Genomic DNA, 12728 nt, shown 5'->3' on the forward strand with positions numbered 1-12728 from the left:
AGCTTGCTAGTTTTCCTAGTATTTGCAGAACCGGCTGCTGCCGCAGGGCATTGTGAGCATCGCAACAGGTGAGAGTTTGGTACTCTTTTACAACTATGACTGCTGCACACGCTTTAGGCCTGGCCACTATCCACAACGACGGCACTTTGCTTGATTGCTGGTTCCCGGAACCGATGTTGAGTGATTCCGGCGTAGAAGAAAATCAAGCTGATTACCGGATTGATACCGCTGAGCTTCCAGAATATTTGCAAGCACTGGCTATCGCTGACGATGCACGCGACGTCAATCGGGTTGCCGTGTCGGTGAGTATCGCTGATCTCAGTGCTGCTCCTGCTGATGCCTACGATGCGTGGCTTCGTCTTCACCTGTTATCCCATCGTCTCGTGAAGCCTCATAGTGTGAATTTGGATGGCGTGTTTGGTCTGCTCACCAATGTGGTGTGGACAAATTTTGGGCCGTGTGCCGTAAAAGACTTCGCGATCACGAAGGCGAAGCTTTCCCAGCGTGGTCCGGTGACCGTACATTTGATTGATAAATTCCCGCGCATGGTCGACTATGTCGTGCCGACCGGGGTGCGCATTGGTGACGCGGATCGGGTGCGGCTTGGTGCTCACCTGGCTGAGGGCACCACTGTGATGCATGAAGGGTTCGTCAATTTCAACGCCGGCACCTTAGGCAACTCCATGGTGGAAGGTCGAATCAGTGCTGGTGTTGTTGTCGATGATGGCACCGATATTGGTGGTGGCGCCTCGATTATGGGAACGCTTTCCGGCGGCGGCAAGCAAGTCATCTCCTTAGGCAAGCGGTGCCTGCTCGGGGCGAATGCCGGCTGCGGTATCTCCCTGGGTGATGACTGTGTTATTGAAGCCGGCCTCTATGTGACTGCTGGTTCAAAGGTGAAGGTTTTCGGTACTGTTGCAGAGCAGCTCAGCAAACAAGACGGCGCCGAGGCTAAGGCCTTGGAACTGTCGGGGAAGAACAACATTTTGTTCCGCCGCAATTCTCTTACCGGTGCGATCGAAGCCGTGCCGTGGAAGAGCGCTGTCGAGCTCAACGAGGCACTGCACAGCAACTAGCTCACGGTACGGGTTGGTGCTTTGCTACCCGAGATGACAAATGAATCTCTCGGGAAACGAGGACAGTACACCGCTCCAATTCGATGAGAACTGGAGCGGTGTTGTCAATCTCAAGCTTCCGATTGTGCAACTGCCTTGGTCACTTCGTGTTGAAACGGAGCATGCTTCTCACCGGTGTTCTCTACAGACCTGGGAAGTTGAGATAGCACGTCCTAGGAAAACGCACGAAGAACGATAAATGATTGAGCTACCAGGTTAACTCCCCGTCGTCGTTTTCTGCGAAATGTGCCAGGTCTGATTGAGTATATCCCTGGAGGAGGGTATCCGACATTGTGGTATCTTGGTTGCCGAGCATGCACGGATTCGCATGAATTTGCCACGTGAGTTCCAAATTGTCTTCTGGCGCAAAGCGATACCATCCGGGTATCTGATAAGTGGATGTAAATTCAACTGTGATACTGGAAGGTTCAAACCGCAGTTTTTCGAGTTTCGGCAAACACAAATCGATTTGCAGTTCTGTTTCTTCCCACCGTAGATAGCATCACTTTTTCACGAACTTTTCCGATCACTTGCTGACGAGGCTTTCCAATGAGATTGGACTGTTCTTGGGGGAAGTGCTGAGCCGCGGAAAGTCCGGTAGTCGAGAAAATCAACGGCATCACCGATGACAATCCTCCGTAACCGGCGAGTCGAAGATGCCGACCCCCGCCTGTGGGCGCCGGTTTGCGGGTGAAATGCCACACACTGATACCGGCAATCGTTGCCGAATGCTAACCAGCGGCAGTTGAATGTTCGGCGCAACAGGATTGCACCGTAACCAATATGTCTTCATGGGGACACCAGCCGCCGATTGTCGATCGCAACTTCAAGCGTCAGGAATCGGTTATAAGACATTCGCTCCCGAGAGAAAAATCCCACCAAATTCAGTGGATATGAGTTTTGTGTGATCGCCTCGCCGCACCCAAGTAGGCGAGTGAATCGATGCCACCGGAAAAGGATAACGCTACCGGTGAGGAATCTTCGGCAACGAAATCCTCATCCTGTTCATACCAGAGGGGTATGCCTGGTTATGTTGGTGTCCTGTACAATTGCGGATCGTGTCGCGTTATGTAGTGGTCCATGCCAAAAGTTTTTCTCATAGGCCGAAACAGTGAGTGTTACGGCCACTAATGCCAGTTCGGTAAATGTAACAGGTTATGCAGTTTCCAGGAACTGGATGTGTACCGGTGTTGCTGGTTCAGTGTTTTTCTGCAAAACGGAATGAGATCACCCAGGATCGATCGTGGTATCACTGAACTGGACGACGTTTGGCACAGACTATCCTTCCAAATACGGCTAGCAGTCGGCTATCTGCGAATCGAAGTGCAAAAGTTGCACAATACCAGTGGTTAAAAATTCGTCCTCGGTCGCTGCCCATGTGTGATGAATACCATTCGGATCTGCTACGGGTGAGCGACGCATTTGAATGAAGTTAAATCGGTCAGCAGCATAGATGCGTTTCCCGGCGGAAAGCAGTGCTGCAAGTAGCGCGCTGTCTTCCCCACAGTTCACTTCGGCAAATGGGAATTGCCGAAACAAGCTAGTGCGAGCAAGGAAGGTCGGGCCTGCGACAAAATTGCTAAACGTATGTTCCCGATCCGGGAACCTTGTCAGCATGATGTTGCTGCCACCGAGATACATATAGACCGCTCGTTTACCGACGAGATCAGCAGCGGAGTAGCGCAGCGCATTGACTTGGTCACCAAGGTAGTGGTCGCCGTAGATGTCGTCGTCGTCGAATTTGGCACACAACTGTTCAGTGTTTCGGGCTACAAGATAGTTGAGGTTTTGGCCAAGCGTCCAGCTGGCATCAGTGGTAAAACAGCTGATTTCTTCACGCGGCAGTCCCGCGTCCGCGCACGCCGTATCTAGTTCGGCTTCGGAGAGCGTAAAACCATGTGTCGCGAGATAGAGATGTTTGTGGGGGTACTGTTGGCGAGCTACCTGCGTGAGCAGATGATGTATCTGCCCGGGACGGTTAGTCGAGCTAATAATCCCCACTGTTGGTTTCAAGCACATTTGTGCCTGTGCTCGTGCGGTGTACAGCCGTGAATTAGCGTTGTCGCCGGCGGCTTGAATTAGCGTGTCCAAGATGGTGGTGAGACGATGGGTGTAAGTGTGGTGTGACCAGATACGTCGCTGCGCTTTGTGTACCATCCTCTCCCGCAATTCCGGTGATCGTACGAGTCCGCGTATTGCCAGGGCTGTTGTTTCGGAGGTATCGGTGAGCACCACCTCCTCAGGGGGGAAAAATTCCCGCACCGCGGCTGATGGGCTGGATACCACAGCTGCTCCGGAGGCCAGCAGCTCAAATATTCTTCGCGAACACATCGACGGGGAACTGGTTACAGTGTTGACGTTCAAGAACACTTTGAATGCTCGATAGGCGGTGAGCATTTGCTCATAAGGCAGTGAGCCGACCACGAAACGGGCGAACGGTTGCGGAAATTGGTAGCGGGGATCTTTACCGTGGAAACGAGAATAGATTGTCAATCCTTGGGGGAGCGAAGGTGCCGCTTCGACAGCGCCCCCGAGAATATAATCGAGTTGCTTTCTCCGTTCCGGATATTTGTGGGTGAAGTACATACCAGCAAAGGCAACATCACCTGTGCGTTCAACGCCGATCATTCGAACCGGGTTATGGACGCTGGGTTGTGCCGCAAACGGCAGACAATACACACGATTGTGGCTGAGCGCTTGCAAATATTTATTAATAACTGTTTCGTCAGTGGTGAATACGACATCGACGAGTTGTGCAAGTGGCAAAAAATCCTGAAAATGCGGAGGATCTTCCTTATTCCACAGCAAGGTAGGAATACCGGCTTTCTTTGCAGCTGCAATAAGAGCAGAAAGCTCATTGCTTGGCCCGCTTTCACTGGCGCAGTGGCCGCGCCATGCACCGTGATTGCCATTCCATGACGACTCGATGAAAACCAGATCAAGCTGCGGAGAATCAGTCGTAATGAGTTTGCGCCAGTTCGCCGGCAATAATTCGATGAGTTGAAATTCGGTAGCCCAAGCCGACAGCGAAAAGTCGTCCATAATCACACCGACCCGCAGCTCAGGGCAGGTGAGGGGATGTGGCAGTGGTCGATATTTTCGCATACGCAGTGGATCGAATCCACTGCTGCGTCCTGGAAGCCACGATAATCGTGGTGCAGGGAGGCGCAGTGTAGCGTTGAGTTTAGCTGCTAAAAGGGGAACCGACCATGTGAGGAGTTCTTCGATACCTCCTTGGTGGAAATGCATGCGGATATTTGCCGCAATTCGAGCAAGGTTGCGGGTTCGTTTCGTGCGCACAGCTGCTCCTCTTGTAGGGAAGTTGTTACACCAGCTAAGGTCGGAATGCTGCCAAATCAGCAAGCACGTGAACCGCGCAGTGACCCACAGTTGTGGGATACCTCGTTGTCTGGTGACTGACGATGGCGACCTGCCCATTTTACTATGGCAACGGCAGGTAAACTCTTGCCGCTTTAAGCGGATGCGTTGAAGTCTGGGAGGCGACTTCCCACATTAAAGTAGTCTGCAATCGCGGCCAAGCAACGTTGCGCGGCATGACCATCCCCATAGGGATTCATTGCATTCGCCATCGCTTTATAGGCAACCGCATCAGTGAGAAGTTCGTTGACGCCGGTCACGATATGATCTGTGGCCGTGCCCACCAGCCGGACGGTTCCGGCTTGAATCGCCTCCGGGCGTTCAGTGTTTTCTCGCATTACCAATACTGGCTTCCCAAGCGATGGTGCTTCCTCCTGCACACCACCGGAATCAGTAAGCACAATTTCGCTGCGATCCATCAGCTGGACGAACTCCAGATACGGCAATGGCTCCGTAACGAGGACATTGTCACTTCCTGCGATTTCCGGCAGCATCGCTGCCCGTACAGCAGGATTCAGGTGAGCTGGTAACACAAACGACACCGCCGGATGCTGTTGTGCTAGCTTACGAATTGCGCGACCGATATTTGCCATCGGGGCCAGGTTTTCCCGTCGATGGGTGGTCACCAACACAATGCGACGATCACTATCGTAAAGCTGCTGCAGAGCAGAATCTGTAAACTGCGTCGAAATTTGGCGCACGGTAAACAGTGCATCGATAACTGTATTGCCTGTCACCGCAATCGAGGCGGGATCGAATTTTTCTACTAGCAAATTTGTTCGCGATTGCGGTGTTGGTGACAAGTGCAGTGACGTCACTTGCGCAATCAGTTTTCGGTTAGCTTCTTCCGGGAACGGCGAACGAATGTTGCCGGTGCGCAGCCCAGCTTCCAAATGGGCCACGGGAATCTCGCGGTGAAACGCCCCAAGCGCCGCGGCAAGGGCAGTGGAAGTATCTCCTTGCGAGATCACCATAGCCGGGGCTTCCTGATCCAGGATCGGATCGAGGGACTGCAGCACTTTCCCAAGCAGCATATTGAGCGGCTGTCGGTGTGTCATTACGGACAATTCATAGTTTGGGGATATCCCAAACATGCTATTGACCTGATCTACCATTTCTTTGTGTTGTCCTGTTGATACAGTGACAATTTCGAACCGTTCATCTGTGGCTGCAAGCGCTACCAAGGGAGCGATTTTGATGGCTTCTGGGCGGGTGCCGTAAACAACTAGCAGCTTGCAAGGCGTAGTCACTGCTGTCTCTCTTCTACCGATCGCCCTAGCGAAACAATCCGCCAACCTGCATCTATCCATTGTTGCCGAGGAAGACAATTTCGGGCGTCGATGATAGTAGGAGAAGCGGTGCGCACCTTCGCTTTTGCCCACACGGGGTCCATTTGGCGGAATTCTTCCCATTCGGTGCCGATGATGACCAGATCACATCCGTCGAGCGCATCACTCAAGTTCAGCTTGTACGACAGACGGGGATAGACTTTTGCGGCATTTTCTACAGCGACTGGATCATAGACGTTGGTAGTAAAGCCGCGGGTGTGCAACATTGCGGCGACATCCAATGCTGGGGAGTCCCGCACATCGTCGCTGTTGGGTTTAAACGCCGCCCCGAGCACCGTTACCGTGGTGTGTTCCGGCTTATCGTCAGCGAGCTGCAACGCCAGCTGAATCACTTTTTCGCGACGGCGCGTATTGATGCGATCAATTTCTTCCAGGAATCGGAGGGACTTACCGACACCGAGTTCGTTGGCTCGGGCAACAAAAGCACGAATATCTTTCGGTAGACAGCCGCCACCAAAACCAAGGCCGGCACCGAGGAATTTTGGGCCAATCCAGTCATCTAATCCGATCGCGTGAGCAATTTGGGTGACATCCGCATCTGCTGCTTCGCAGACTTCACTCACCGCATTGATAAAACTAATTTTGGTGGCAAGAAATGCGTTGGCACTAATTTTGACCAGTTCTGCGGTTTGTCGATCCATTACTAAGAATGGACAGCCTGCGGCGAGCGGCTTGGCATAGACCTTTTCCGCAAGGGAAGTTGCCAGTTCGGCATGGCTATCTTCGACACCAAGAACAATGCGATCTGGGCGAAGGGTGTCATCGACTGCGTGACCTTCGCGCAGAAACTCCGGATTCCAAGCCACAATCACTTCAGCGGATTGATCTGGATGCGCTTCAATGAGGCGCTTTGCCCGCTGTGCTAGCCGGCGGGCTGTACCGACCGGAACGGTAGATTTACCGAAAAAAACATGTTGGCCGTGAAGATGCGGCACTAGTGAATCGATCACTGCATCGACATATTGAGTATCAGCCGCACCAGATCCAGCTTTTTGAGGGGTACCCACTCCGATAAAGTGAACCTGTGCAAAGTCGGCTGCTACCTTATAGTCGGTCGTAAACGAAAGGTTCCCCGCCGCGAGGTTTCGCTGCAGCAGTTCATCGAGTTCAGGCTCGAAAAACGGCGTTTCACCGCTGGAGAGCTGGTCGATTTTCACTGGATCAACATCGACTCCGAGCACCTCGTGGCCGAGCTCGGCCATACAAGCTGCATGGGTTGCGCCGAGATATCCGGTTCCAATCACTGTAAGTTTCATCGCATCACTTTCGTTGTGGCCAACAACATTACGTTATCGCTTTCGAGCATTAATTGTTGGAAAATTCCAGGCAGAGACTAGCCGCTTCGAGAAGGTCGAGTAGATCAGTGGTGACAGGAAGCTCTTGTTTTGCAGATGCCGGAAGCACCAACACGTTGCATTCCATTTGTTCAGCAGCTAAGGCCGCGATCGCCAGATAGGGGTACCAAGGACTGATAGCGTGGGTGCCTGCAAAGATATTTGCGTTTGCTGCGATAACCAATGTCGACAAGGTGCGCAGTGAACCATTGGTCTGATCGACAGGCACGATCACCAAACGCCGTTCGTTTGTCGCAGGGCTTGATGCATCCCACAGTTGGCCGGCATCTGCGAGATCTTCGATAGGCTGTACGATCAGCCGGCCGACACCTTCTGGCAATGCCTTGGCGTAATACTCTATAGGGGTGGGCTCCACATCAAGCGGTGCTGCTGCACGGGCAATCGCGTGCGCCATTGCTGGAGTCATCGGTTGAGGACTTTGCAGTCGACCGCCGATATAGTCACCAAACGCGAGATAGCACGCCAAAGCGAATCGATCTCGATGGACGTTTTTATGGCTCAAGGTGCTATAAAACTCATCGATTAGTGGGATTCCATCGTAATCTTCGGCAACCGCAGTAATTCCGGAGAGGCCAGTGAGTCCTTTACGGTGGTGAAAAATCATTACACTGCCTCCGTGAATTCTTGTACCTTCATTGTGGTGTCAAACATAGCCTTTGGCGTATCGGACGTCATCAACAAAATCGCAGTTGCTGGAAGATTCACTGCAGCGAGAATATCACCCAAACGCGTTCCGCTTGCAGTGACAAGTTTGACGCCTAATTCGCGGTGTTTTGCCTGATAGCCAATGACTTCATCAACGATAACTGGGGCTCCTGGTTTGCCGAGTTCTTCATTTTTCAATGCGACTTCCCACTGCGGATCAGCGGCAAACGTAACAAGGAGCCCATGCGTGGTATTACGGTGAACGGTCTGCTCCACGTGGTGTAGCAGCGTTGTGCGAACATAGTTTGCAACTTCGTCCGTAGAGACGTTCCCATGGGATTGTTCTGACTGATCGAGTAAGCGATAGGAATCCACACGGGTACATTCGAGTTCGTCACCGTTTGCTTGCATGGCATGATCGAGTAGCGTGGTTTCCTCTGCAGCGGTAACCGCACTGGTTGCTTCGAAAGCCCGAGGTTCCAGCACAGCAGACAGGGAATCGAAGAGTCCCGCCTGTGTGTACGGAGCGAGTTCGGCAAATCTTAATTCGGATTGCTCGTGGAGCACAAAGGTGTCTTTACCGCGTTCGATGATCAACACATCATCGGGGAAATTGTTCACATTTTCACGCGATATCTGCAGGAGCGCGTTATTGACTCGGCGGCGGACCAAATGGTCGGGAAGATAGGGAAGGAGTTTGTTCGGCTCATCTGCTAGCCGAACCGGGGTCCAATCACTTCCACCAACTTGACCGGCAAGTTTTTCCCGATCGGCGTTTTCAATGGCGAATTCATACATAGCTCGCGTTTGCCGTGCGGCAGTTTTTTGATGCTGCTCGTTTGTGACAGTAATTTGCCCACCATGCATCCGCCGGAGCATGACAATTTCTCCACAATGTTTCAACTTGAAACCAGCTCTAGTAAGCCGCAGCGCAACGTTATTATCAATACCGCTATCAAGTAGCTCGTCGTATTGCACGATTTCCAGGGCGCGACGATCAACAAGCCAAGTACCGTGACCTGGGGCACCCCCATTGTCCGCGATCGTGTGCGGTGCTAAGGCGCGCGATCGAATAATGTGCAGATCGCCAGTTTCGTTATCAAAGTTGGCGAACGCGCCGAAGCTACCGTGATAACCTTGCTCGATCACTGCGAGCTGCGACTCGAGTCGCCACGGTGTCATGAGATCGTCATCGTCTTGAACAGCGATATAGGAACCGGTGCAATATCGAGTGGCAGTATTGCGGGCAACAGCCACTCCTTGTGCCTCTTGATATATGTAATGAATGCGTTCATCGTTAAACGAAGACACCACCGCCTGGGTGTGGTCGGTCGAACCGTCATCGACGACAATTATTTCGAAGTCCTGTACCGACTGGGCGAGCACCGACTGGATACATTCACGCAGCAGTTCCGCACGGTCTTGAGTAGCGATTGCGACAGAAACCAGCGGCGGTGCGGTCGGTGACGGATGACGCCAAATGCGCAAATTTCTTACAAAAGTTTTGTCGTTACGCATAATCGATTTATTGTTTTCAACCGCCAACCGGCTGGCTTCAGACTGATCCATAACTGCTGCGGTTGACGGATGCCACATATGGTACATCCGTACCGTGGGATCTTCGATCCACAGCAGTGCACAACCTGCGCGCCGCGCACGGGTAACGAAGTCAATATCTTCGCCACCGTAGGTATGCATCCGTTCATCGAGGCCGCGAATCCGGTTATACACGTCACGATGGACTGCCATCATGCCCCCCATGCCCCAGCGCGGGCGCAACCTGGATTCTTTCGCGAACGCCTCCCACTGGAAACCCTGTTCGGCCACAGCAGAATCGTCCCAATGCTGAGGCAAATCACGGCACTGGACAAGTAGGCAACTATTTGGTCGTTGCTTCAGTGTGTTGCCAATAAAAGAAAACGATCCCGGGGAGAAAATCATATCGGCGTCGGTAGAGCACAACACTTCACCTCGAGCTACCGCAAACCCAGCGTTTAGTGCACGCGACCTCGACCATGTACCGTCTGTTTCGGTGTAAATGTAGGTAGCGCCAGCAGCCTCCAATACTTCCTTGCGAACACTACCGGAAGTGGAGCCGTAGTCCGAGACAATTACTTCGCCGTTAAGTTCACCGAAGGAAGCCAGAATTGATTCGACAGCAAGACGCAGTCGCTGCTCGCCCCAATCTTTGAATCCGATAACAACAGATATGTCGACTGGTTGTGATTGTTTAGGCATGTCGACCGCACTCCTCAACTTTCGTCAATCGGGCTCGCTGCGTACCAGGAGCTGCGGGAGAAAAATTCATTAGTCCCTGCACATGTTCCGCCTCGGTGAACGCTCCGCCTGGCCACGAACGAAGCTCAAAAACCATGGTGCATGGCTGATCTACAATGAAAGATTTACCGGCCTTCAGCTGAATTCCCTCCACGTCATCCGACTCGGGAAGATAACAAAAATACGAATTCATAGCCTCCGACCAGGGCAAACTGCAAGTAAGTTCATCTTCCCGTGGGGCGTCGGTAATAAACGAAGCCAAGGCAATGGTGGAATGTATTGATGTACCCGAGCGATGCTCGAGCAGCCAAGTTGGGCTTATAGAAAAGCCTCCACTGGGAATGTTAATTTCGAATCTCCGCATAATTGCTAAAAACTTTCTTTATAAAATTCAATCTATGGACAATTGGGAACTAGACACCGAACAGCTCAAACCAAGTGCTGGTGGTGTTCTCAATAGACCAGCGGGAGGCGGTAGTTTTGCATTCTTGTGCCACTCGTTCACGGGAGTCGTGCGAAGCCTGCGCCAAACTATTGATGCGGCTGGCAGCTTCTTCTGTGCTATCAACAATATATTGCTCCCCGAAGATATCGCTACTGCCGAGTCGGCGCCAGACAATCGGAAGTGCCCCGGAAGCTGCGCCTTCAGCTGGTGCAAGATGAAATGATTCAGTATCCGACGGGGACAGCACATATCCTACTCCCCGCAGCCAGTTAGCGATATCAGGGGAGAATTGATCGAAACTAATGCGGTTGCGTAGATCAGTATCCTTTCGAATTCTGTCGAAGAATTCGAGGTAGCGAATCCGCTGCAATGGATCTGTCCAGATATATTCATATTCCCAAGGCATCCGCGATTTAATCCGTAGCCTGAATCGATCATCCAATGATCGCAGAGCTCTTAAGGTTTCGACCGCTAAATCTGGACGCTTTAAGTATGGAACGATCCCAACAATCCCAACGGTGAATCTCGCCTGCGGAGTTTTTGGTCGATCCATATCCGCTGCGTCGATCATGTTGGCAATGACATGAGTCTGTTCGGGGCGAATTGGGTAGCGATTCAGGAACAGCTGCCGATAGTGTTCGGAGACTACTACGACACCATCAATTTTTTCCCAGTCAAGCTCTTCGAGCCAATTTGCACCAAATTCAAAACCGTGCATGCGGACGAAAAGCTTCGCGCCGTTTCGCTTCTTCTTTGCGTGCCACACCACTGCAGGGCCGCCGAATTCACAAAGGATAATGTCAGCTTCTTTGGCTGCTTTGCTCGATAACTCGGGAGTATTGACGTGTAAGGATTTCCAAGGATCGTGCGACAACTTTACATTTGGGTGCGCACTCAACGCAGCTGAAAGCTCCCCCATGAACTTAAAATCGTGCGACGCAATACAGATGCGAGTTGTCGCAGTGGTCTTCGACTTAGTTGCAGGGCTTGCGTTGAAGGGGGAGCCTGGTCGATGCTTGGCCTGTTGGCCGGCACGAAGAAGGGCTGTCGCCTGTTTGAGTCGTTCTTCGGCGGCAGTCATTGAAAACTGTTGCGCCACCGCTAATGCCCGGTGCGTGGCTTTGTTTAGCTGAGGTAACAGGTCAGCAATCGTTGCCGCCATGTCGCCTGTGGAAGCGGTACTAGTTACAAATCCCGGATAGTCAGAACCGTAAAGATCAATGTGATCAGCCGTAACGTTGATAACCGGGGCAGTGCCGGCTGCCCCATACTCCAGTGCTTTCGTTGAAATCTCCAAACTCGAGTCGAGTTCTTCGGTACGCCACCCAAGACCAATATCAGCCTGTTGAATGACAGCAATAGATTCTTCGCGCGACAGGGCGCCAAGCCATGTTACGCCAGAATCAGGATCGGCAGCTGCTTCTCGCAATGCCTGCTGCATGCGAGGTACCCAACTCGGATCACTGGCGCAGCGGTTGAACTTTTCACCGACTACGGTGAGCGTTGCAGAAATGCCGTGAGCCGATAATTCTTTCGGCAATGTGAGCATCTCGAGGGTCTTCCAATCTCTGGCGAGTTTCCCGGAATACACGATTGATAACGGTTGCCCAATTTGACGCTGTTTATTTTGTTCTACGAACGCCATCTCTGGGATCATCGGCGGCATGAGAACCGTTTTGCCAGCAGCAAAGGGTGCAATAGCTTCGAGATAGCTTCGCGAGCTCTGTGTCTGTGAAAACATGCGAGCTGCATTCTGTGCGATGGTATTAAGGCGAATGCGGTTTCTGTCAGATAATTTCTCCGGTGGGAAAGGGAGATCGGTGACATAAGCCCACAGTGTGGGGGATACCGTATCATTCAAGCTCATCTCGTAGCATACGTCGAACCCCCGAACTACAGTGCACTGAATATCATGGTTTTCGATCAACCTCGCCGCGGCATCTGCAGCGGCTTTAGCTTTCAGTTCCGACTTCGGTGCATGAATCACAACGTTGGAAATTTTTCTCAACGGACCGAGCAATAGATCTGATGTCGCTGGCATCTTGAGCTGTAGATGCACTTCGTCGGCGATCCGGCTGAGTACCTCAGTAATGGAAATGAGCCAGATCGAAGATCCGTCGATAACATTCGGGCTCACATCGCCATAGATTGCGGCTTTAAACAT

Annotated in this window: 8 protein-coding genes; 1 reads left to right on the top strand and 7 read right to left on the bottom strand. The window is 52.2% G+C overall.

Annotated elements, in window-relative coordinates:
• Nucleotides 1-95: 95 nt before the first annotated feature.
• Nucleotides 96-1076, top strand: a complete 981-nt coding sequence (dapD, locus tag CCHOA_RS03770) for a 2,3,4,5-tetrahydropyridine-2,6-dicarboxylate N-succinyltransferase (RefSeq protein WP_123927043.1) — start codon at nucleotides 96-98, stop codon at nucleotides 1074-1076.
• A 1335-nt stretch (nucleotides 1077-2411) separates the two neighbouring features.
• On the opposite strand, the gene CCHOA_RS03775 is transcribed toward dapD, so the two are convergent.
• From CCHOA_RS03775 to CCHOA_RS03805, 7 genes are all read right to left on the bottom strand, one after another.
• Nucleotides 2412-4415, bottom strand: a complete 2004-nt coding sequence (locus tag CCHOA_RS03775) for a glycosyltransferase family protein (RefSeq protein WP_164472377.1) — start codon at nucleotides 4413-4415, stop codon at nucleotides 2412-2414.
• A 173-nt stretch (nucleotides 4416-4588) separates the two neighbouring features.
• Complete coding sequence (gene wecB / locus CCHOA_RS03780; protein WP_206425823.1) at nucleotides 4589-5803, bottom strand: non-hydrolyzing UDP-N-acetylglucosamine 2-epimerase; 1215 nt, start codon at nucleotides 5801-5803, stop codon at nucleotides 4589-4591.
• Nucleotides 5740-7098 carry a UDP-glucose dehydrogenase family protein gene (locus CCHOA_RS03785; protein ID WP_123927052.1) on the bottom strand — a complete coding sequence of 453 codons (1359 nt, stop codon included), beginning with the start codon at nucleotides 7096-7098 and terminating at the stop codon, nucleotides 5740-5742. The genes wecB and CCHOA_RS03785 overlap by 64 nt, the downstream gene beginning before the upstream one ends.
• Nucleotides 7099-7147: 49 nt before the next feature.
• A complete protein-coding gene (locus CCHOA_RS03790; RefSeq protein ID WP_123927056.1) occupies nucleotides 7148-7801 on the bottom strand; it encodes a hypothetical protein in 654 nt (217 codons plus the stop codon).
• Nucleotides 7801-10080 carry a glycosyltransferase family 2 protein gene (locus CCHOA_RS03795; protein ID WP_123927059.1) on the bottom strand — a complete coding sequence of 760 codons (2280 nt, stop codon included), beginning with the start codon at nucleotides 10078-10080 and terminating at the stop codon, nucleotides 7801-7803. The genes CCHOA_RS03790 and CCHOA_RS03795 overlap by 1 nt, the downstream gene beginning before the upstream one ends.
• Nucleotides 10073-10381: a hypothetical protein gene (locus CCHOA_RS03800; protein ID WP_123927061.1), complete on the bottom strand. Its 309-nt coding sequence runs from the start codon at nucleotides 10379-10381 to the stop codon at nucleotides 10073-10075. The genes CCHOA_RS03795 and CCHOA_RS03800 overlap by 8 nt, the downstream gene beginning before the upstream one ends.
• A 151-nt stretch (nucleotides 10382-10532) precedes the next feature.
• Entirely contained in the window at nucleotides 10533-12728 is a 2196-nt protein-coding gene (locus CCHOA_RS03805; RefSeq protein WP_206425824.1) for a glycosyltransferase, read from the bottom strand.

It is taken from the genome of Corynebacterium choanae (assembly GCF_003813965.1).
Taxonomy (GTDB): domain Bacteria; phylum Actinomycetota; class Actinomycetes; order Mycobacteriales; family Mycobacteriaceae; genus Corynebacterium; species Corynebacterium choanae.

Excerpts from the sequence above, each read along its gene's own strand:
- wecB (WP_206425823.1), bottom strand. The coding sequence starts at position 5,803 with ATGGATAGATGCAGGTTGGCGGATTGTTTCGCTAGGGCGATCGGTAGA.
- dapD (WP_123927043.1), top strand. The coding sequence starts at position 96 with ATGACTGCTGCACACGCTTTAGGCCTGGCCACTATCCACAACGACGGC.
- CCHOA_RS03785 (WP_123927052.1), bottom strand. The coding sequence starts at position 7,098 with ATGAAACTTACAGTGATTGGAACCGGATATCTCGGCGCAACCCATGCA.
- CCHOA_RS03805 (WP_206425824.1), bottom strand. The coding sequence starts at position 12,728 with ATGTTTAAAGCCGCAATCTATGGCGATGTGAGCCCGAATGTTATCGAC.
- CCHOA_RS03795 (WP_123927059.1), bottom strand. The coding sequence starts at position 10,080 with ATGCCTAAACAATCACAACCAGTCGACATATCTGTTGTTATCGGATTC.
- CCHOA_RS03790 (WP_123927056.1), bottom strand. The coding sequence starts at position 7,801 with ATGATTTTTCACCACCGTAAAGGACTCACTGGCCTCTCCGGAATTACT.